Here is a 21,143-nt window from a genome sequence, read left to right on the forward strand (position 1 = left end):
AGGAAGCGGGGCATGTGCCTGGGAGGGATTACACGCTGGGCGAGCACGTGAAACAACGCCGCGGGCGCACCGGCACTGATACTTTTTTGCAGTACGCCATGGGCGTGGCCGGTACGCCCGGCCGGGTTCAGCCCGGCAGGGCCAGGGCAGCCTGCCGTTGCAGCACCCAGGCTTCGAACGCGGGAGCTGGCATGGGCCTGCCAAAGTAGTAGCCCTGGCCGTAGGTGCAGCCGGCATCGCGAAGGAAGCGGGCCTGGTCCGCGGTTTCCACCCCTTCGGCCGTGACACAGAAGCGCACCGCCGCGCCTAGGGCGATAATGGCTTCGGTGATGGCGCCGTAGGTACGGTCATCGGGCAGATCGCGGATGAACGCGCGATCGATCTTCAAGTGGTCCACGGGCAGCCACTTGAGATAGGCCAGCGAGGATTGTCCAGTGCCGAAGTCATCGATGGCGGTGCGTACGCCGATGGCCTGCAGGTGCGCCAGCACGTCTCGGGCACGCTCCTGGCTTTCCATCAGCAGGCTTTCGGTGACCTCCACCTCCAGGGCAGCCGCGGGCAGCCCGTTGCGCTCCAGGGCGGCGGTTACGCTGGCGACGAAATCGCTGCGGTCGATCTGCGGCGCCGCGACATTGATGGCGATCCGGCCTTCGAACAGGCCCTGCTCGCGCCATACCCGCTGCTGTCGACACACTTCCTCCAGCACCCACTGCCCCATGGGCACGATCAAGCCGCTGCGCTCGGCAACAGGAATGAACAAGTCAGGCAGCATCAGCCCCTGAACCGGGTCACGCCAGCGTAGCAAGGCCTCGGCGCCGGCGATGGCGCCGGTGCGCAGGCAGACCTTGGGCTGGTACCACAGCTCGAACTCGTCGAATTGCAAGGCACGGCGCAGGGCATGTTCGAGCATTACCCGTTCATGGATCACCGAAGTCATGGCTGGCTGATAGAAATGGTAGTCGTTGCGGCCAGCTTCCTTGGCGCTGTACATGGCCGTGTCCGCGTGGCGGATAAGATCGGCCGCGCACTGGCCGTCCAGCGGAAACAGGGCGGCGCCCACGCTGGCGGAAACCAGCGCGGTATGCCCGTCCAGGTCAAAGGGTTGCTGCATGGCCCGGACCAGACCTTCGATCCGAGGCGCGGCCTCGCCGGGATCACCCGCGCCTTCGAGTATGAAGCCGAATTCATCGCCGCCTAGCCGGGCCAGGGTATCGCCAGGTCGGATCTGTCGCGCCAGGCGTTCAGTGGCCTGTTGCAACAACTGGTCACCCAGGGCATGACCCAGGGTGTCATTGATGACCTTGAAGCCGTCGATGTCCAGCAGCAGGACCGCAAAGCCAGTCGATGTCAGGCCATCGGTGACGCAGCGGTCGAGCTGCTGGCGGAACAGCACCCGGTTCGGCAGGTTGGTCACACTGTCGAAGTGGGCGATGTGCGCCAACTCCGCCTCGGCTTGCTGGCGTTCAGCCACTTCGCGCTTCAGGTCGTGGTTGCGCCGGCTCAACAATAGATGGCTGCGAGTGAGCTGCGCGCAAAGCAGCGCAAGCAAGGCGCCAGCACCCAGGCATAGCAGGAACAGGCGCGAGTCCAGCAAGTCTGGCTTGGGCCAGCCGCCCTTGGGGCGGGCGGCCAGTTGCCAACGGCCACCGGGGATGTCTATGTCCGCCAGGACGTTGGCTTTGTTGAACAGCGCGGGGTCCCCCCAGATAAGGTCGCCCCTGGCGCCAAGGCCGTTGGCCCCGCGCAGGGCAAGCTCAAGGTCCGGATGCGCCGTGATGCCGCAAGCGACCAATAATCCGTCCACCTTGGCCACCACCGACAGCGCGCCCCAGTATTTGGGCCGCCCCAGCGGGCCAGTGACGAACACAGGACGACGATAGACGAGGGCAAGGCCGCCCTGGTACAGGCGCAACGGCCCTACCAGGATGCTCTGCCGGGCCTGGCGTGCCGCTTCCAGTTGCTGGAATTGTCCGCTGACGGAGCGGAAGTCCAGCCCCAGCAGTCGCTCGTTGCCTTCACGAGGGTACACATCGCGCACCACATCGTTGGGCGCGACGGCGATATGGCTCAGGTAAGGCAGCTTGTCCATCATCTGGCCTACCATGCCGGCGAACCGGGCCTGGCTGATATCGCCGTCCACGGCGATAAGCTGTGCCAGCCCCTCGCTTTCGGTGAAAGCGCTACGTACCTGGCTTTGCACCTGGGCGCTGAGGGCGGTCAGCTCCAGACGAACGTCCCCGCGTTCTTCGGCTCGCTGGTTGCGCAGCTCCAGATGACCTACGCAGAGAGCCAGTACCACCGCGATCAGCAATATCGCCAACGGAAGCAGGACGATACCCCGCTGGTCGCGGCGGTAAGGCAATAAGCGGGTAAGAATGCGCGGGATCATGGACGCTGGATGGCCTGGATGAAGTCAGCGAAGCTGTGGTGTCTGCTGTATCGGCGACCCAGCGAAAAAATGAAGCCCCGTCAGCGTTCTAGGCGTCCCGGCGAAAGATCGCCACCTTCAGGCTTGCGTCCGGGTCCATGTCCTCGAACTCGGCGGGGTTGGCCAGCCGCTCGACGAAAGTCAATGTCGGGGCGTGCTTGGCCATGGCTTCCTGCAGAAAGTCTGTCGACAGGGCGGGGTCATTGAGGCAAGCCATTACTTGCCCTGAGGGGGCAAGCAGCCCTTCCAGACGACGCAACACCTTCGGATAGTCCCGGGCCAATACGAAGCTGCCCTGCTGAAAGGACGGCGGATCGACGATGATCAGGTCATAGGGGCCCAGGCGGGCCAGCTTGCCCCAGGATTTGAACAGATCATGGGCCAAAAAGCTCACGGGCGTCAGATCATGCCCATTGGCGCGATGATTCTCCCGCCCCCGCGCCAACGCGGCACTGGACATGTCCAGATTGACCACGCCGCGAGCGCCGCCAGCCATGGCGGCCACCGAAAAGGCGCAGGTGTAGGCGAACAGGTTCAGTATTCGCTTGCCGGCCGCCTGCTGGCGTACCCACTGCCGGCCCGCACGCATGTCCAGGAAGAAACCGCTGTTCTGGGCGCGTCCGGGTTCTATCCAGTAGGCCAGGCCTTGTTCATGGATCCGACGCGGGCCCTGGGCCTGGCCAGCAAGCCAGAGGGAGGGGCTGCCGTCCAGATAGCGCTGCTGCAGCAGCAGAGCCTGAGCATCGGAGGTTGCCCAGCCCGGTTCGGCCAGCACGCCGCGCAAACATTCCATGAGTGCTTCCAGCGCTTCGGCCGGCGGCGCCTTGAAGAGCGTTACTTGCACAAGCCCTTCAAGCCAGTCCACCGTGAGCTGTTCCAACCCCGGCCAACGGCGGCCCCGGCCATGCAGCAGCCGCCGCGCCTCGGTCGGCGGAGCGGCCAGCGCCTGGCGCAGGCAAAGAGACAAGGAGGCGAGGGCGACGGAGTCCATGGTCAGGCGGCACTGCTGAAAAAAGGGCGGCGAGTGTAGCCAACTCCAGGGTTTCGAGGAAATAAATGGAACCGGCGCCGGGCCGGGGGCGGTCTAGACAGCAAACGTACCGGCAAGGAGAGATAAGCCATGGCGAGCATGACCGTCGGCGATTTTCTGGTTGAGCGGCTTTACCAGTGGGGGGTAAGGCGCATCTTCGGCTACCCTGGCGATGGCATCAACGGTGTGTTCGGGGCGCTTGCCCGGGCCAAGGGCAAGATCGAGTTCGTTCAAGCCCGACACGAGGAAATGGCCGCTTTCATGGCTTGTGCCCACGCCAAGTTCACCGGCGAGCTTGGCGTATGCATCGCCACTTCCGGCCCAGGCGCCAGCCACTTGATCACCGGGCTGTACGACGCGCGCATGGACCACATGCCGGTCCTGGCCATCGCCGGGCAGCAAGCCCGTACCGCCTTGGGCGGACATTACCAGCAGGAGCTGGACCTGGTGTCCATGTTCAAGGACGTGGCCGGCGCGTTCGTGCAACAGGCCAGTGCCCCGTCGCAGGTGCGACATTTGCTGGACCGCGCCGTGCGCACGGCTGTAGGCGAGCGGCGCGTGACTGCGCTGGTGCTGCCCAATGACCTTCAGGAGGAAGCCTACAGCGAGCCCGTCCGGGCTCATGGCACCGTGCATTCAGGGGTAGGCTTCAGTCGCCCCCGGGTGGTGCCCTACGAACATGACCTGCAACGGGCCGCCGACGTGCTCAACAGTGGTGAGCGCATCGCCATACTGGTAGGGGCGGGCGCCCTTGGGGCAGCGGATGAAGTCGCCCAGGTCGCGCATGTGCTCGGCGCGGGCGTGGCCAAGGCCCTGCTCGGCAAGGCGGTACTGCCCGACGATCTGCCCTGGGTAACAGGCTCCATCGGCCTGCTGGGCACCGAGCCCAGCTATAAGCTGATGAGCGAGTGCGATACCTTGCTGATGATCGGCTCGGGCTTCCCTTACTCGGAGTTCCTGCCCAAGGAAGGGCAGGCCAGGGGCGTGCAGATCGACCTGACGCCCGACATGCTGAGCCTGCGCTATCCCATGGAAGTCAACCTCACCGGCGACGCGGCCGAGACCCTTGCCGCGCTGATGCCGCTGCTGCTGGATAAAGACCGCGGCGCCTGGCGCGAGCGAGTCGAGGGCTGGCATGCGGACTGGGACAAGACGCTGAGCGATCGCGCCCTGGTCACGGCCGACCCGATCAACCCTCAACGCGTAGTGTATGAATTGTCGCCGCGCCTGCCGGACCAGGCGATCATCACCAGCGACTCGGGCTCCTGCGCCAACTGGTTCGCCCGCGACCTGAAGATCCGCCGTGGCATGCAGTGTTCGCTGTCGGGCGGCCTGGCCTCCATGGGCGCGGCGGTTCCCTACGCCATCGCCGCCAAGTTCGCTTGGCCTGACCGCCCGGTGATCGCCCTGGTGGGCGATGGCGCCATGCAGATGAACAACTTGGCCGAGCTGATCACTGTGGCCAAGTACTGGCGAGAGTGGAGGGACAGCCGATGGATCTGTGCGGTGTTCAATAACGAAGACCTGAACCAGGTAACCTGGGAGCAGCGGGTGATGGAGGGCGACCCCAAGTTCGAGGCCTCCCAGAACATCCCGGACGTTCCCTATCACCGCTTCGCTGAATCCATCGGTCTGAAAGGCATTTTTGTCGATAATGATGATCAGGTCGCCGGCGCCTGGGAGCAGGCCCTGGCCAGCGACCGGCCAGTGGTGATCGAATTCAAGACCGATCCGAACGTTCCGCCGCTGCCTCCGCATATCAAGCTCGAGCAAGCGAAGAAATTCGCCTCGGCCTTGCTCAAGGGCGATCCCGACGAAGCCGGCATCCTCCTGCAGACCGCGCGCCAGGTGCTTGGCGCGGTGTTGCCCGGGCAACGCAAGGAATGAAATGAATGGCCTGCATGGAAGGGAGGCCTTGGCCATGGTGCTGCGCATTCCTATATGATTGCCCTAACTTCCTTTGGTAAAGACAGACTTCCTTGGCCATTGACATCAGTGCCCCCACTGGCGCGCCGCGCCGCCCACGCAACCTGGCCCAGGCCCTGGTGGAAGAGTTTTCTCGGCGCATCGGCGCGGGCGAATTGAAACCGGGCGACAGGTTGCCCAGTGAAGTGGAGCTGATGGAAAGCGGCGGTGTCAGCCGGTCAGTGGTCCGCGAAGCCCTGTCTCGCTTGCAGGTGGCCGGCCTGGTGGAAACTCGCCGGGGCATCGGCACCTTCGTGCTCAACGCCCGTGGCAGTGCGAGCCCCCGGTTGGACCCCTCCACGATCGTCACCTTGCAGGACGTGGTCGCCATTCTGGACGTCCGCATGAGTTTCGAGGTCGAGGCCGCGGGCCTTGCGGCGCTGCGCCGGACCGAGACGCAGCTGGCCGCCCTGGCAGAGGCGCTGGCGCGTTTCGAACGGGCCAGCGATACGGGCGGTTCGCTGGTGTCGGATTTTCAGTTTCACCTGCAAATAGCCCATGCCACCAACAATCGTTACTACACCGAAATCGTCACCCATTTTGGCACCAGCATGTTCCCGCGCGCGCGGCTCAATACCCTGGCGATCGCCCGACTGGATCGGCAGCAGGCCCATGGCCGGCTGGTTGGAGAGCATGAACATATCTACAACGCGATCGCTCGCCAGGACTACGACGCCGCCCGGGCGGCCATGCGAGTGCACCTGGCCAACAGCCGGGCCCGTGTGATCCGTTCGCACCAGCCGAGAGGGGAGGATATCTAGCACGGTGCCGCACTGGCCTTGGGGATGAGCGGCACGGCAGGCAAGCGGCAGCGCTTGAACGCAACGCAAGGGCCCGCCAATATGCCAGGTCCGGCCTGAAGCGTGATCGGATAACGAGGCTGGCGGTTGCCCGTTTCATGCATGTACTATGCGTTGGCGACGCAGTGATGTCACATGGCCATAGGGTTGGCCAGGCGCAGATGATGGATATCGACGGGATAGCTTGGAGCGTGCATGGGTTCGCAGGATTCGAAGTTGCCAAGTCTCGCGCATTTATTGACCGAGGCCCGCGCCCATAACCGGGAACGCCCCTGGGCGTTCTATCGGGCCGGGGAACGTCTGGAGCTGACCGGCAGGGGCGAGGCCCGGGCCGAGTGGCCCGCCATACTCGAGGACGGCGGCCTGGCATCGTTCTGCCAGGCCCAGGGCCTGCATCGTTGGCCTACCGGCCAGGGTGAAAGCACCCTGGGCTGGCTGCTGGCCCATGACAGCGACCGCGACAACCCGACCTTCATGGATCTGGCCATGCGCCTGGGCCTGCGACTGCAAAGCGACGCGCTGATCCGTGCCCAGCATACCCAGCGTGTGCTCTATGGCATCACCAATCTGGCCAGCTCTACCCATGATCGCGCCACCTTCATGGTCGGCGTGCACCGCCAGCTGGCCGACCTGATCGACGCGGAAAATTTCTACCTGGCGCTCTACGACCAGCGCTCCGGGCAGGTCACCTATCCCTACTACGTCGATACCACGGACGTCGAAGCGGTCGAGGCGGACGCCAACGAATACCTTAACCCTCGGCGGCTTTCCCTGACCGGCTATGTGCTGACCACAGGCCAGCCCATGCTGATCGACGCCGCGGGTATCGCCCAGGCGGCAGCTGAGGACCGTTTCCATTGCGTTGGTCATCGTCCGGAATTCTGGATGGGCGCTCCGCTGAAGAACGCCTCGGACCAGGTATTCGGCATGATCGCCATGCAGGTCTATGACGTGAACAGGGTCTACGGCCAGGAAGACCGCGCCCTGTTCCTGGTGGTCGCCAGGCACGTCGCCATGGCCCTGGACCGCATCCTCCATCGCGCCCACCTGGAGCGTACGGTGGCCGAGCGCACCCGAGAACTGTCCCAGCTCAACGATGCGCTTCGCCAGCAGGTAAGCGAGCGCGAACGCGCCGAACACTTGCAAAGCGCCCTGTTCCAGATCGCCGAGTTGTCCAGCCAGCGGGGCGACATGGCTGAGCTGTTTTCCAGGCTCCATGCCATCGTCGGCGAGCTACTGTATGCCCGTAACTTCTATATCGCTCTGTACGACCCTGGCCAAGGTGAAGTGACTTTTCCCTACTACATCGATGAAGTGCAGGCCGTGCGCCCACGGCCACGCCGGGGGCGCCGCGGCCTGACCGAATATGTGATCCGCCAGAGGCGACCTTGCCTGATCGACTTCGATGACGCGACCCGGCTGATGGAAACCGGCGAGATCCAGCATACCAACGAGCCGGTCCGCTCCCAGTCCTGGCTGGGCATTCCCCTGTTCGACGACGACCAGGTGCGCGGCGTGCTGGTGGTCCAGAGCTACGCACCGCATATCCGCTACACCCTGCGCGACCAGGAACTGCTGACCTTCGTCTCTCGGCATATCGATACCGCATTGAGCCGGCGCAGCGCAGCCGAAGCGGTACATGCGGCCAACCTGAAACTCGAGGCGCGCGTGCAGGATCGCACCCGTGAACTGGACCTGGCCAACGCCAAGCTACAGCATGAAAACGCCCACGACGCGCTCACAGGACTGCCCAACCGCAGCCACCTGCAATTGCGCCTGGAACAGGCCTGGCAGGCCTACCGTGGGCAAGGCCGCGAATTGGTGGTCATGTTTCTGGACCTTGACCGCTTCAAGCTGATCAACGACAGCCGCGGGCACCATTTCGGCGACCTTTTGCTGATGGCCGCCGCGGCACGCTTGCGCAGTTGCCTGCGCGACGCCGACCTGCTGGCGCGCCTGGGCGGTGACGAGCTCGCGGTGCTGGCCCCCGAAGCTCCGGTGGACGTGGCGGTGGGCATCGCCGAGCGCATCCTGGCTGCCTTCGACCTTCCGTTCCACATCGACGGCCATGAAGTGTTTTCGTCGTGCAGCATCGGCATCGTCAGCGCCGATGAACAGTTCCATGAGGAACCGGCCGACCTGCTGCGCGATGCGGACACGGCAATGTACCGGGTCAAGAATGCGGGGCGGGACAGCTATGCGGTATTCAACCAGGAACTGCGTCGGGAATTTTCAGACCAGGTGGAGCGTGAAGGGGCCCTGAGGAACGCCTTGAAGGGCAGTGATGAGCTGGTGCCTTATTTCCAGCCTATCGTGGACGTGGCCAGCGGGCGCCTGATGGCCCTGGAGGCCTTGATCCGCTGGCGCCAGCCGGACGGCAACGTGCTGGCCCCCGGTGCGTTCCTGCCCGCGCTGGAAGGCTTGCGCTTGATCGGCCGCCTGGACCTCTACATGCTTCGCTGCGTGGCGTTGATCCTGTCCCGCCCGGAAAACAGCAACTGGCCGCCTGTGCATGTGAACTGCTCCAGCTACAGCATCACCCGCCCGGAGTTCGCCGATGAGGTCCTCGAACTACTGACAAGCCACGGGGTGGAGCCCGCGAGGATCTGCCTGGAACTCACCGAAGGCGCGCTGGTCGCCGAGCCTGAACTGGCTCGCCAGACCATGCAGAAGCTGGCGGACCGGGGCATGTCCGTGGTGCTGGACGACTTCGGCGCCGGGTTCTCCTCCCTGAGCTATGTGCATCAATTCCGCTTCACCGGGCTGAAAATCGACAAATCATTCATCTTCGAGCTGACCGCCAGCGGACGTAGCCGGGCAATCGTCCGTGCCATCGTGCGCATGGCCGAATCGCTGGGCCTTTCGGTAGTGGCCGAAGGCGTTGAAGACGCCGCTTCCCTGGAACTGCTAAGAGAAATGGGCACCGGCCAGGCCCAGGGTTACCATTTCGCCCGGCCCATGGCCGTCGAGGCGCTGCAGCGAACCTGGCTGGCCACCTAGGCAGGGGCGCGGCCCATGCCTTCGTGGACGCTCAAGGTAGCGAAGCTGCCGAATGACCAACGGTTCGCAGCGCCGATTCTCCAACTGGCGCGGGGTCCCACCGAGCAGCTCCACGACTGGGGCTCAGTTCAGCTGTGGAAGCACTTCGAAAGCAGGCGCGGGGAACCCTCCCTGCGAGGCATTGCCCAACAGCAAGCGAAGGGGAATGGCATGCTTGAAGCGCTGATTGTGTTGCTGACCGTGGCAGCGATGGAGCTGGTGTCCATCCTCGCCCATAAATACGTGATGCACGGCTGGGGCTGGGGCTGGCATCGCTCCCATCATGAGCCGCGCACGGGCTGGTTCGAGCTTAACGATCTGTATGCGGTGTTCTTCGCGGGCCTGGCCATCGCTCTGATAGCCGCGGGCAGCCAGGGCTACTATCCCTTGCAATGGATAGGCGCTGGCATGACCGTCTACGGGGCCTTGTATTTCATTGCCCACGACGGTCTGGTGCACCGGCGCTGGCCCTTCAATTACCTGCCTCGTCGCGGTTATCTCAAGCGGCTTTACCAGGCCCACCGGCTCCATCATGCCGTTGGCGGACGGGAAGGGTGTGTGTCCTTCGGCTTCCTGTATGCGCCGCCGGTCGCCAAGCTCAAGCGCCAACTGCGCCAGGGGGAGGCGGGAAAAGGCCGCGCTCCCCGACCCTAGAGCGCCTGTTCGGGCGCCCGCCACAATCCTGCCGGGCGCGGTGGATGCCTGGTCAGGCGCGCCCGGCCTGCCGAGCCAAGGCCGCGGCCCAGCAACCAGAGCTTTTCCGCTTTACTGGTGCCTTGGCGCTCGTCCCAGGCCTGGGCGCCCTTGGCGCGAACTTTCAGCCCAATGGCACGGTACACGTGCAAGGCAGTCGCCACCGCCCAGGCGCAGCGTGGGGGCAGGGCGCCGATACCCGCGGTGGCCGAGGCATAATAGGGCTCGGCAGCCTCCACCAGCCGTCCGGCGAGTGTCGCCAGGGCCGGGCGATGGCGCGTTTCGACGATGCTTTCCACCGGGATATCGAACTCGCGCAACCAGGCCCTTGGCAGATAGCAACGCCCCACGGTGGCGTCATCCACAATATCCCTGGCGATATTCGTCAACTGAAAGGCCAGGCCCAGGTCGCAGGCCCGCAGGAGGGTGGCCCGGTCTCGTACCCCCATCACCTGAGCCATCATCAGGCCTACTACCCCGGCCACGTGATAGCAGTAGTCCAGGGTATCGGCCAGGTCCTCGTAACACCGTCCATGAGCATCCATGGCGAAGCCATCCAGGTGCGCGAACGCATGCCTGGCTTCGATGCCACATGCCATGGCCACCGACTGGAAGGCTGCAAATGCCGGATCGTTCATGGGCTCGCCTCGATAGGCCGCCGCGGTGGTCTCTCTCAGGCCCTGAAGACGGGCCAGGGCCTGGGTGGGTGAAGGAGGGGTGTTGCCATGCCCCAGCGCCTGGCCGTCGATCACGTCATCGCAGTGGCGACACCAGGTATACAGCAGCAGGGCATTGCGCCGGGTAGGGGCGTCGAACAGACGCGCCGCGGCGGCAAAGCTTTTGGAGCCCTGGCGCATGGTTTCGGTGGCATGGTCGAGCAGGGGCTGGTTCATGGCTGGGAATCCTCCAGCATCAGCCGAGCGGTGGCCTTGGCCGAGCCAATGACGCCAGGCACACCGGCACCAGGATGGGTACCCGCGCCTACCAGGTAAAGATTGGCGATCTTATCGTCCCTATTGTGGGGGCGGAACCAGGCGCTCTGGCGCAGCAAGGGCTCCAGGGAGAAGGCTGAGCCCAGGTGAGCGCCCAGCTGATCGCGAAAATCGACTGGCGTGAACATGCGGCTGGTGACCAGGTGCTGGCGCAGGCCGGGAAGGTAGCGTCGCTCCAGGTAGTCGAAGATCCGCTCGCGCAGCCGCGGGCCTTCCTCGGCCCAATTCAGAGGGGCGTTACCCAGGTGCGGCACCGGTGCCAGCACATAGTGCGCACTGCATCCCGGCGGTGCCAGGGAAGGGTCGGTGACGCAAGGCGTGTGCAGGTAAAGCGAAAAGTCTTCGGCCAGGCCCTTGCCGTTGAAGATGTCCTCGATCAGCCCCTGATAGCGAGGCCCAAAGCAAACGGTATGGTGCGCCTGGCCCGGAAGCAGCCGATCCAGCCCGAAATAGAGCACGAACAGGGAGTTGCTGGCGCGCTTGCCCGCCAGGATCCTGCCTTGGCTTACCCCCCGCGGATGGCCGGCGAGCAGTTCCTTGTAGGTATTGACTACATCGGCATTGGAGGCCACGGCGGCTGCCGGAATCACTCGGCCATCGGCCAGGCGCACCGCGTTGACCCGACCCTCACGGGTTTCGATGCCTTCGACGCGGGCATTGAGTTCAAGTTGGCCGCCAAGGTCCTGGTAAAGCTTGACCAGTGCCTGTACCAACGCGCCGGTTCCGCCGCGTGGGAACCAGACGCCCCATTCGCGCTCCAGAGCATGGATAAGGGTATAGATGGAGGACGCGGCAAAGGGGTTGCCACCTACCAGCAGGGCGTGAAAAGAAAAGGCCTGGCGCAGGCGCTCGTCCTGGATGAACCTGGCGACCATGGCGTACACGCTTCGCCAGGCTTGCAGCCGCGCCAGGCTCGGCCCGACCCGAAGCATGTCTCGGAAAGACAGGAAGGGCACGCTGCCCAGCTTCAGGTAACCCTCCTCGAACACCGCCTTCGAATACGTCAAAAAACGGCGATAGCCGGCCACATCGGCGGGATTGAAGGCATGGATCTGCCGCTCCAGCGCGGCCTGGTCGTTGGCATAGTCGAAGCGGCTGCCGTCCTCCCAGCACAGTCGGTAGAAGGGTGTGACCGGCAGCATTTCCACATAGTCGGCCATGCGTCGGCCGCTGAGGCTGAACAGCTCTTCGATGGCGCTGGGATCGGTGATCACCGTGGGACCGGCGTCGAAGGTGAAGCCTTGGTCTTCGTACACATAGGCGCGCCCGCCGGGCTTGTCGCGAGCTTCCAGCAAGAGGGTGCGGTGACCGGCGGCCTGCAAGCGGATGGCCAGAGCCAGCCCACCGAAGCCGGCGCCGGTGATCACGGTCAATGGAGCGTCTGTCATGGTGACTCCTGTCTGGGTGGAGCGAAATCGAGCATGGCGTGCAAGGCTGCCATTACCGGCACCGGGGGCTTGCCCATCAATAGCCGAACCTTGTCCGTGGCCGTCGGCGCGCCGGCGTAGAAGCGCTGGATCAGGCCTGGCGCCAGGCGGTGGAAGCGTTCGAGAATACGCCAACGTTCCTCGGGTCGGCCGGCCAGGAAGAGCATCCGGTTGAGCAAGCGAAAGAAGCGCTGCCGTTGCCACAGGTCGCGCCTGTAGGCTTGCAATTGTCCCTGCAAGGCCTCTGCGCTCAACTCGGGTGTCGCCGCCAGCAGATCAGCCAGGCGCACAGCCTCTGGCAGGGAATACCCCGTCACCGGGTGGAACAGGCCTGCCCTCAAGCCGCTGCGCACCACCCCGTGCCCTTCAGCATGGAAGGCCTCGAAACGCCCCGCCAGCACGATGGGCAGCGAGCCCTGTTCTTCCCGAAGCCGGTCGCGTACGACCCAGCCCTTGTCGCGCACGTAGGCATCGATGCGCTCTCGCAGGCGTGTCTGTTCGAAGTGAGGGGTTTCGCTGTAATAGGTGTCCTCGACCAGAAGACGATCCGGCCCCAGAGGCAACACGTAGACGAACCGGTAGCCATCCAGCTGTGGCACCGTAGCGTCCATCACCAGGGGCACGTCCAGCCCATGCGCAGCGGTAAGCTGCAGTTCCTGCCCGAGGAAATTCTGATAGCCCAGACGAAGGTTGGGGCTTGGTGCGAGCCCACGGCCATCGATCACCACGCGGGCGCGCAGCGTCTCGCCATTGGCCAACTGCACCCGATCTGGCGTCAGCCGCTGTACCGGCGCGCCCAGCATCAATTGCCGCCCCAGGCCGGAGCTCAGTGCCTGGGCGAAATGAGCGCCACTGATACTGCAATATTCCCCATCGAGTTGTCGCTCCAGATGAGGAAAGCGTACGCGGTAGCCAGGCCAGCGATGGCTGACCAGCGGGGCCAGCCATTGGTTCTGTGCGGACGTCAGGTCACTGCGGTGGAACGACCAGGTATGGGCCGTGCCCAGTACAGGCGCCTGTTCCACTACCAGCACTGAAAGCTCGGGCCTGGCACGCTGTAGGCGCCACGCCAGCAGGCCGTTGGCAAGGCCGGCACCGACGAGGATGAGGTCCCAGGTTTCTTTCATGCAGCCCCCTCGGCGTTGACAGGCCGGCCGCCACGTACGGCCCGCTCGACGATAGCCGCGGCCCGTTGCGCCCCACCGGCGGCCTGCAACTGCGCATCCAGGGCCGCGAGCCTGGCCGCAACGCCGGTATCGTCGAGCAGCGACTCCAGGCGCCCGGCCAGCGTACGCCAGCGGCTACGGTGCCAGCAGTGCCGGCCGATCCCGGCGTGGGCGACCCGAGCCGCCACCCCAGGCTGATCGAAGGCGATAGGCAGCGCCAGGATCGGCGTGGCCGCTACCAAGGCATCCATGACGGTATTGAGGCCGCCATGGGTGATCACCGCATCGGCCTGGCGCAGTACCTGGGGCTGGGCGGCGAAATCGGTCACCCAGTTGGCGCCGAGGCCGCGCAGCGTGGCCGCCTGGCTATCATCAAGGCCGCCACAGTGGGCGATGAGCAATTGTGCGTCTATCGACCGGCACGCCTTGGCTATGCGCTTGAACAACCCGTAGCGATGTCCCTGCAAGGTGCCCAGGGAGGCGAAAATGAACGGCCGTCCACGCTCGACCGGCCAGGGTGAGGTGTCCGCCAGGCTGCGCCCTGGCACACGCAGGGGGCCCACATGATGAAAACATCCAGGCAGGGCCTGGCGGGGAAATTCCAGACCGGGGAGGGTCTGGCTTATCTGCGCCAGATTGGACAGACATTCGTGAAGCCCGCGCCGTGGTGGCAAGCCGAATGCCCTGGCATGCCTGGCCACTACACGGCCGTGAGGCGCCATCAAGGCGTCGTAGACTTGCGTAGAGCTGGCGTAGACCTTGCGCATGCGCGGATCATCCTCCCAAGGGAAGGACATCACGGGCAAGGGCACTCCCGGCTCACGGTTGATGGGCAGGGCGCACGCCACGGATACGAAAGGGATGCCCAAGGCTTCGGCCACCAGGCCACCAGCGGCTTCCATCTGGTCGCAGATCAAGGCATCCACATGCAACGCCGTGACCGCTTCGGGCAGCTCGGCGCAAAGCATGTCGGTGCTGGCAGCCATGTCCTTGATCACCCGGCGTACTGAAAGTCCGCTCGGGCGCGCCGCGTGGCGCAGCACTTCACCCAGGCTGCCGGGCGGGTGACTGGCCAGGCCCAGGGGGTGGAAGGCCAGGCGGTTGTCCCGCATCAGGGCGCCCGCTTCCAGTTGCTGGAAGAAGGTTACCCGGTGGCCCAGGTCCACGAGACGGCCTGCCAGGGCCTGCAAGGCCTGGAAATGGCTGAAAAGAGGCGGTGCCACGACCCCGAAATGGCTCACGTAGCGGCTACCTGGGCGAGCCGCGCCTGGCGCAGTTGTCGGAGATTGGCCGAACCGGTGCAGAAACAGGCGATGCGCAGTTGTTGCAACATGACTTGGAAGTGCTCGATGACCGCCTCGGACGAGAGTGTGGCGCTGGCCAGCACCGCCGCCGCCTGGCCCACCAGGTCAGCACCCAGCGCCACGGCCTTGGCCATGTCGATCCCATCGCGGATTCCGCCCGAGGCGATCAAGGGCGTGTCGGGAAGCCGCTCGCGCAGCCCCCGCAGCGCCTCGGCGGTAGGGATGCCCCAGGCACTGAAGGCCTCGGCAATGCGCCGCTGCGCTAGCGTAGCCGCGCGCTCGGCTTCCACCGCGGCCCAATGAGTGCCTCCCAGGCCAGCGACGTCCAGGGCAGCGACGCCGACCTGCGCCAGGCGCTGGCCGACCTCGGGGCTAAGGCCGCAGCCGACCTCCTTGACCACCACGGGCACGTCGAGCCGACGCACGGCTTCGGTGATGGCCGCGAGAACCCCGCGCCAGTCCCAATCCCCGCCGGGCTGCACGGCTTCCTGCAATGGGTTGAGGTGTACGATCAGCGCATCGGCATCGATCATGTCCACGGCCCGGCGAGCCATGTCCAGACCGTTGGCGGTACGCAGCTGCGCGGCGCCAAGGTTGGCCAGCAACAGCACATCCGGAGCCTGTCGACGAAGGTCACGGGTCAGGCCGTGATCGACGCCGGTTTCCAGCGCTACCCGCTGGGAACCCACCGCCATGGCCAGGCCCAGGGCTTGTGCGGCTTCGGCCAGGTGCAGATTGATTTCCCCGGCGCGCTGCGCACCGCCGGTCATCGAGCTGATCAACAGGGGCGCGGCCAGGCGCCTGCCGAGGAAGCCGATGCCCAGGTCGATGCTGTCCAGGGCCAGCTCAGGCAGTGCGCAGTGAACGAAGCGCCAGCGGTCGAAACCCGTGCGGCCATTGCTAAGGGCACGAGCCGGGTCCAGCACGATTTCCAGATGGTCATTCTTGCGGTTGAGCAGTTCCACAGGATTCATCGAGGCTCCGGGGAGTATTCGAGCAGATTCACTGTCTGTTATGCAGGGTCGGCTACCTTGTAGAGGGTTGGTACAGCGTCCGTGCGGTGTTAAGGCAGCGTAGCGAGCGAGGCGTTCCCCGGAACCTGCAATGACCTTGAAATTGATCTCGGCGTGGGCGAAGCCTTTGCCGTGTAAATACAGCCGTTGATAGCCAGAAGGATCGCCACGGATGACCGCCAAGCCTCTTGCACTCGTTCAAGCCAGCCCCACTTGCGCCTGGGAATCAAGGCGCCGCGCCGTGGATGCTCGCCTCGATGCCTTGTTGCCGCTACCGAACCAGCAGCAGGAACTGCTCAGCCTGGCCATGCGCGAAAGCGCCGTGGCGCCCGGCAAGCGGGTGCGGCCACTGCTACTGTTACTGGCGGCCGAAGGCCTGGGGGAAACCCGACCGGCCATGCTGGACCTGGCTTGCGCCGTGGAGATGGTGCATGCCGCCTCACTGGTGCTGGATGACCTGCCCTGCATGGACGATGCTCGCCTGCGGCGAGGACGACCCACGCTGCACCTGAGCTACGGAGATGACGTGGCCATCCTCGCGGCCATTGGCCTGCTGAGCCAGGCGTTCGGCCTTCTGGCCAGCGCCGATATCGAGCCCAGCCGGCGTGCCGCCCTGGTCGCCGAGCTGTCTCGGGCCGTCGGCAGTCAGGGTTTGGTCAAGGGCCAGTATGAAGACCTGAGAGAAGGGCGCAAAGCCCGCAGCGTCGAAGCCATTGCCAAAACCAATGAGCTGAAGACCGGTGTGCTGTTCGACGCCGCCCTGCAGATGGCCGCCATTGCCGCGGGTGCGACACCTGAGGTGCGGCAATCCCTTGCCGGCTTTGGGCTGGATCTGGGCCAGGCCTTCCAGCTGATGGACGACCTTCATGACCGCAGTCCTTCCACCACGGCCACGGGCAAGGATGTGGGCAAGGATGAAGGCAAGGCGACCCTGGTGGCCGTCCTGGGCAGTTCAGGCGTCAGGCACCGGTTGCGCCAGCACTTGCGAAGCGCCGAGTACCACCTGGCTCGGGTCTATCCACCGGAGCAGCCGATCCGTGTCTTCGTGGATGAACTCTTTTCCCGATTCGGCTAGCCATGGGCGCCCCGGGATCCAGGAGGCGGGCTCAAGGCCCAAGACGGTCAAGTGCCTGCCGGAGCTGGACCGCGTCGTCGAAACGGCGCTCTGCCTTCAAGCGGCCGTTGTCGACCTCCAGCCACTGGATGCCTTCGCGCGCTCCCTCGTAGCGCGGCGCCACTCGTCCTTCAATATCCAGAAGGATCCGGTAAGACGCCGAGCGCATGGCGGGAATGGCCAAGGCCCGGGCTACCGAGGGCATCCTTTCCACATCGGCGATATAAGCCGCGTGCCGAGCCTCGAGAAACCCTTTGGGTGCGTCCTCCAGGGCTTGGTTGAACAATCGTGCCGAACCCACGCTGCGCGCTACCACTAGAACCCGGGTATCCGGGCCAAGGGTGAAGGGCTGGTCGAACTGATCGAGCAGGGTCCAGGGGTGTACGGCGTCGCCCGGTTGCATGGCCAGGGCAGGCAGGCTGCTGGATGAAAGCAGCAAGGCGAGCAGGTAGCGAGGGTTGAACATGGGCAAGCCGATGCGGGGGAAAAACCGGCCGGGCGCAACCCGGCACATGGAAGCAAGCGCGCCTTTATCAGATTTCAGGTTTCTTGGGGGCAGGGGTGCCTTCCTGGATGCGCTTGAAGATTTCCTCGCGATGAACCTGCACATCCTTGGGCGCGTCGATGCCGATGCGGACCTGCATTCCCTTCACGCCAAGGATGGTGATCTTGATATCGTCATTGATAACGATGCTTTCGCCGACCTTGCGGGTGAGTATCAGCATTTAATGCTCCTTGATTCTTGCAAAATATCCGGTCTGAAAATGCACAACGGACGTCCTACACTAGAGACGCGGTTTGGCCCTATTAATTCCGTTCTATCCTTCGCCTGTATAAGAAATGGACTACAAGTGATTGAGAAATCGGGAAGCGAAGTATCGCCTGTAACGACCGCTGCGCCTAGCGTGTCAAGGGCTTGAAAGCATGAAAAAGTCGATAAAATCGCATGACGGTACCTCCTGACGGCCCGTGATTCATGGGATCCGACACGCCGGCCAGGCATGGCTGTCCGGCGTGTCGGCGGCTTCAGGCGTCTGTCCTGGCGTTGGCGGCTTCCACGCCGGCGGCACTGAGCTTCACTGGAAACACCAGCTTGCCGCTACCTTCTTCGGGGCTATGAATGAGCCCACGGCTACGCAGGTCCTTGATGCACAGTTCCACTTGCTCTGCGCCGTGGAAGTCCTGGAGGATCTCCGAACCCAGGCCCTTGGGATGGGCATTGAGCAGGCGGGTGAGCACTTCTTTTTCCAATTCGCTTTGCATGGTTGCTTCCTCTTTCAGGGTTGCCAGAAACTGCTGTCACCGCTGAGCTTGCGGTCCAGAAAGGTCGCCGCGCTGATCAACGCCAGATGGCTGAGGGCCTGGGGCGTATTGCCAAGGTGTCGGCCGTTACGGTCGAACTCTTCGGCGTACAGGCCCAGGGGATTGGCGTAGCGCAGCAGTTGTTCGAATTCAAGATGAGCCTTGTCCAGTTCACCCGCGCGTGCCAGACATTCGATGTACCAGAACGAGCAGGCGGTGAACGCACCCTCATCACCCACCAATCCATCGGTCCCCTCGCGGGTGCGATAGCGATACACCATGCCGTCGCGTACCAGGTCCCGCTCGATGACTCTCAGGGTCGCGATCCAGCGGGGATCCGTGGCGCCTACGAAGCGGAACAAGGGCATGAGCAGCATGGCGGCATCTACCTCCCGGCTGCCGAGTCGTTGCACGAAATGGCCAGCTTCGTCGTCCCAGAAGTGGGTCCATATATCGTGGTGAATGGCTTGACGAGCACGGTCCCACCGTTCGAACGGGGCCGGCAGTGAGCGTTTGTAGGCCAGGCGAATGGCTCGATCCAGGGCGACCCAGCACATCAGGCGCGAATGCAGGAAATGTTGCGGGGCGCCGCGCATTTCCCAGATGCCTACATCGCTTTCGTGCCACTGCTCGCACAATCGGTCAACGACACGCTGGCAGTTTTCCCAGCCTTCATGGGAAATCGCCTCTCCGTATTTGTTGGCCAGGTACACGGCGTCGAGCAGCTCGCCGTAGATGTCGAGCTGCTTCTGTTCATATGCCTGATTGCCGATACGTACCGGACGGGAGGCCAGGTGGCCGGCGAGGTGATCCAGCTGCGCTTCCGGCAGGTGCTTCTGCCCGGCGATACTGTAGACGATGCGTAGCGGGGAAGGGTCCTCACTGCAGGCGCTCACCCGTGCGCGAACCCAACGCATGAAGGCATTGGCCTCGTCGCTGAAGCCTAGGCGCATGAACGCATAAACCGTGAAGGAGGCGTCGCGGATCCAGCAATAGCGGTAATCCCAGTTCCGCTCCCCGCCGGCCAGCTCGGGCAGGCCGAACGTACCGGCGGCCAGTATTCCGCCGTGCTGGCGGGACGTGAGCAGCTTCAACACCAGGGCCGAACGCTCTACCGACTCGCGCCAGCGCCCACGGTAGTCGCTCTTGCGCAACCACTGGCGCCAGAAAGCCAGGGTCTGCTTGAGCAGTTCCTCGACCCGGCCTGGGTTGACCCGTGCATCGCGCGCATCGCCAAAGACGAACTGCGCATGCTCGCCGGCGTCAAGGTCGAAGTCAGCGGTGGCGGTGTGCTCCTGCAACGACAGGGGCACCGAGGCCGACAGACTGACTTCGGTCTGATCCGGCGCGCTGAACAGCACGCATCCGTCCGCCAGCCGGGCTTGGGTATCGGCGCGGCTGTAATCGTGACGAACCCTGCAACGCATACGGATCCGGGCATGCCCCTGGACCACAGTGACCTGACGAATCAGAAGCGGTGGCAGGCCGGCATCAGCGACCACAGGCATGAAGTCGGTGACCTCCACCACGGCATCGCGGCTCAGCCAGCGCGTTTGCAGTACATTGCTGCCGGGTAGGTAGATCTGTAAGCGACGGGCGTCGGGCAGGCGTGGCGCGACCTCGAACATGCCGGCCGCGGGAGTGTCCAGCAAGGCCGCGAAGAGCGAAGGGCTGTCGAACTCGGGCCAGCACATGTAGTCGATGCTGCCGGTGTCTGCGACCAGGGCCAGGGCGCGCATATTGCCTATCACCCCATGGCGCTGGATCGGTACCTGGGCGATCTTCTGGTCTTCAGCCATTGTCCCGGAACTCCGGATACAGGCTCATGCCCCCATCAATGAACAGCGTAGTGCCATGCACGTAATCGGACAGGTCGGAGGCCAGCCATACAACCGCGTTGGCCACGTCCTGCGGGTCCCCGATACGGCCGTAGGGGATCAGCCGAAGCAAGTCTCGCGCGGCCTCGCCCTGGGTCGCCTGTTCGTTGATGGCCGTACGGATGGCACCTGGGGCGATGCCATTGACCCGTATGCGCTGCTCACCGACTTCCTGGGCAATGCTGCGCATGAGCAGGTCCACGCCCCCCTTGGAGGCAGCGTAATTGACGTGCCCGGCCCAGGGAATCAACTGATGGACCGAGCTCATATGGATGATCTTGCCATTGGCCCGGGAAACCCAAGGCCGCGGGCCCTGGCGAGCGAATTGCCGCAGCGCGGCGCGGGCGCACAGAAACTGACCCGTAAGATTGACATCCAGCACGGTGCGCCAGTCGTCCAGGGTCATGTCAGCGATGGCGGCATCCTTTTGCAGCCCAGAGTTGGCGACCAGGATGTCCAGGGCGCCGAAGGTGTCGATGGCCTCGGCGAACATGGCTTCGACCGCGTCTTCCTGGCTGACGTCAGCCTCGATCGCCACGGCTTGCCCGCCCGCTTCACGAATCTCATTGACCAGCGCTTCGGCGGGTTCGGCCTGGCTCCGGTAGTTCACCACCACCGCTGCCCCTGCGGCGGCCAGCGCTTTGGCCGAAGCGTATCCAAGGCCGGAGCTGGCGCCGGTGACCAGCGCAACTTGTTTCTCAAGTGAAATGTGCATCGGGTTGAGCCTCATCGCCAGTACTCCTAAAGGGGACTGGCCCACAGGGTGATGAGTTCAGCGGAAACATTCAGCGCCTTGCCGTTGCCTAACGTCGTGAACCGTCCGGAGGCACGACCATGACCAAGCAATCTCAACGCGAAGACCTTGACCACTCGCCAGGCAATGCCGGCAAGGTGGGAGAAACCCATAAGCAGTTGAATCAGCAAGGGGAAGCCCCTCGGCCCAGGACCGAAAAGGAAAATGGCAGGGGGGCCAGGCCTGACCAATGACCGCCC

General features: G+C 64.4%; 18 protein-coding genes. 5 read left to right on the forward strand and 13 right to left on the reverse strand.

Translation table 11 applies throughout. The features are described 5' to 3' along the window. Positions 1 to 127: 127 nt before the first annotated feature. Positions 128 to 2,389, reverse strand: coding sequence for a putative bifunctional diguanylate cyclase/phosphodiesterase (locus tag ACP691_RS07885; protein ID WP_426199197.1), 2,262 nt, complete (start codon positions 2,387 to 2,389; stop codon positions 128 to 130). Between the two features lie 88 nt (positions 2,390 to 2,477). Continuing rightward, positions 2,478 to 3,419: a class I SAM-dependent methyltransferase gene (locus ACP691_RS07890; protein ID WP_426199199.1), complete on the reverse strand. Its 942-nt coding sequence runs from the start codon at positions 3,417 to 3,419 to the stop codon at positions 2,478 to 2,480. 129 nt (positions 3,420 to 3,548) lie between these two features. Between ACP691_RS07890 and ACP691_RS07895 the strand changes: the two genes are divergently transcribed. From ACP691_RS07895 to ACP691_RS07910, 4 genes are all read left to right on the forward strand, one after another. Further along, positions 3,549 to 5,345, forward strand: a complete 1,797-nt coding sequence (locus tag ACP691_RS07895) for a thiamine pyrophosphate-requiring protein (protein WP_426199201.1) — start codon at positions 3,549 to 3,551, stop codon at positions 5,343 to 5,345. A 104-nt stretch (positions 5,346 to 5,449) separates the two neighbouring features. Next, positions 5,450 to 6,184, forward strand: a complete 735-nt coding sequence (locus tag ACP691_RS07900) for a FadR/GntR family transcriptional regulator (protein WP_426199636.1) — start codon at positions 5,450 to 5,452, stop codon at positions 6,182 to 6,184. Positions 6,185 to 6,418: 234 nt separating this feature from the next. Next, on the forward strand, positions 6,419 to 9,223 hold the full coding sequence (locus tag ACP691_RS07905) for an EAL domain-containing protein (RefSeq protein WP_426199203.1): 2,805 nt from the start codon (positions 6,419 to 6,421) through the stop codon (positions 9,221 to 9,223). A gap of 210 nt (positions 9,224 to 9,433) precedes the next feature. Continuing rightward, on the forward strand, positions 9,434 to 9,916 hold the full coding sequence (locus tag ACP691_RS07910; protein ID WP_426199204.1) for a sterol desaturase family protein: 483 nt from the start codon (positions 9,434 to 9,436) through the stop codon (positions 9,914 to 9,916). Here ACP691_RS07910 and ACP691_RS07915 read toward each other — a convergent pair. From ACP691_RS07915 to fni, 5 genes are read right to left on the reverse strand one after another with little or no spacing between them, the layout of a single operon-like run. After that, positions 9,913 to 10,848 carry a phytoene/squalene synthase family protein gene (locus ACP691_RS07915; RefSeq protein WP_426199206.1) on the reverse strand — a complete coding sequence of 312 codons (936 nt, stop codon included), beginning with the start codon at positions 10,846 to 10,848 and terminating at the stop codon, positions 9,913 to 9,915. The genes ACP691_RS07910 and ACP691_RS07915 overlap by 4 nt on opposite strands. Next, on the reverse strand, positions 10,845 to 12,335 hold the full coding sequence (locus ACP691_RS07920; protein ID WP_426199208.1) for a phytoene desaturase: 1,491 nt from the start codon (positions 12,333 to 12,335) through the stop codon (positions 10,845 to 10,847). The genes ACP691_RS07915 and ACP691_RS07920 overlap by 4 nt, the downstream gene beginning before the upstream one ends. Further along, positions 12,332 to 13,501, reverse strand: coding sequence for a lycopene beta-cyclase CrtY (gene crtY, locus ACP691_RS07925; protein ID WP_426199210.1), 1,170 nt, complete (start codon positions 13,499 to 13,501; stop codon positions 12,332 to 12,334). Before crtY ends, ACP691_RS07920 begins: the two co-directional genes overlap by 4 nt. Further along, on the reverse strand, positions 13,498 to 14,781 hold the full coding sequence (locus tag ACP691_RS07930; RefSeq protein WP_426199212.1) for a glycosyltransferase: 1,284 nt from the start codon (positions 14,779 to 14,781) through the stop codon (positions 13,498 to 13,500). The genes crtY and ACP691_RS07930 overlap by 4 nt, the downstream gene beginning before the upstream one ends. Continuing rightward, the gene (fni, locus tag ACP691_RS07935) at positions 14,778 to 15,818 is read right to left on the reverse strand and encodes a type 2 isopentenyl-diphosphate Delta-isomerase (protein WP_426199214.1); all 1,041 of its coding nucleotides are present in this window, start codon (positions 15,816 to 15,818) and stop codon (positions 14,778 to 14,780) included. The genes ACP691_RS07930 and fni overlap by 4 nt, the downstream gene beginning before the upstream one ends. 211 nt (positions 15,819 to 16,029) lie before the next feature. On the opposite strand from fni, the gene ACP691_RS07940 reads away from it, so the two are divergent. Then, positions 16,030 to 16,932: a polyprenyl synthetase family protein gene (locus tag ACP691_RS07940; RefSeq protein WP_426199216.1), complete on the forward strand. Its 903-nt coding sequence runs from the start codon at positions 16,030 to 16,032 to the stop codon at positions 16,930 to 16,932. A gap of 31 nt (positions 16,933 to 16,963) precedes the next feature. Here ACP691_RS07940 and ACP691_RS07945 read toward each other — a convergent pair whose 3' ends face one another. The 6 genes from ACP691_RS07945 to ACP691_RS07970 all read right to left on the reverse strand — a co-directional run bounded on the left by ACP691_RS07945 (position 16,964) and on the right by ACP691_RS07970 (position 21,074). Continuing rightward, positions 16,964 to 17,437 carry an FAD/FMN-containing dehydrogenase gene (locus tag ACP691_RS07945; RefSeq protein WP_426199218.1) on the reverse strand — a complete coding sequence of 158 codons (474 nt, stop codon included), beginning with the start codon at positions 17,435 to 17,437 and terminating at the stop codon, positions 16,964 to 16,966. Between the two features lie 67 nt (positions 17,438 to 17,504). Continuing rightward, the gene (gene csrA, locus ACP691_RS07950; protein ID WP_426199219.1) at positions 17,505 to 17,696 is read right to left on the reverse strand and encodes a carbon storage regulator CsrA; all 192 of its coding nucleotides are present in this window, start codon (positions 17,694 to 17,696) and stop codon (positions 17,505 to 17,507) included. Between the two features lie 301 nt (positions 17,697 to 17,997). Then, positions 17,998 to 18,234, reverse strand: a complete 237-nt coding sequence (locus ACP691_RS07955; protein ID WP_040263149.1) for a hypothetical protein — start codon at positions 18,232 to 18,234, stop codon at positions 17,998 to 18,000. Between the two features lie 14 nt (positions 18,235 to 18,248). Continuing rightward, positions 18,249 to 20,072 (reverse strand): glycoside hydrolase family 15 protein, encoded by a 1,824-nt coding sequence (locus tag ACP691_RS07960; protein WP_426199221.1) that lies wholly within the window; start codon positions 20,070 to 20,072, stop codon positions 18,249 to 18,251. Continuing rightward, a complete protein-coding gene (locus ACP691_RS07965) occupies positions 20,065 to 20,865 on the reverse strand; it encodes a glucose 1-dehydrogenase (protein WP_426199223.1) in 801 nt (266 codons plus the stop codon). The genes ACP691_RS07960 and ACP691_RS07965 overlap by 8 nt, the downstream gene beginning before the upstream one ends. Positions 20,866 to 20,891: 26 nt before the next feature. Then, the gene (locus ACP691_RS07970; protein ID WP_426199677.1) at positions 20,892 to 21,074 is read right to left on the reverse strand and encodes a hypothetical protein; all 183 of its coding nucleotides are present in this window, start codon (positions 21,072 to 21,074) and stop codon (positions 20,892 to 20,894) included. Between the last annotated feature and the right edge of the window lie 69 nt (positions 21,075 to 21,143).

The organism is Pseudomonas sp. DC3200b2 (genome assembly GCF_049895785.1).
GTDB lineage: Bacteria > Pseudomonadota > Gammaproteobacteria > Pseudomonadales > Pseudomonadaceae > Aquipseudomonas > Aquipseudomonas massiliensis.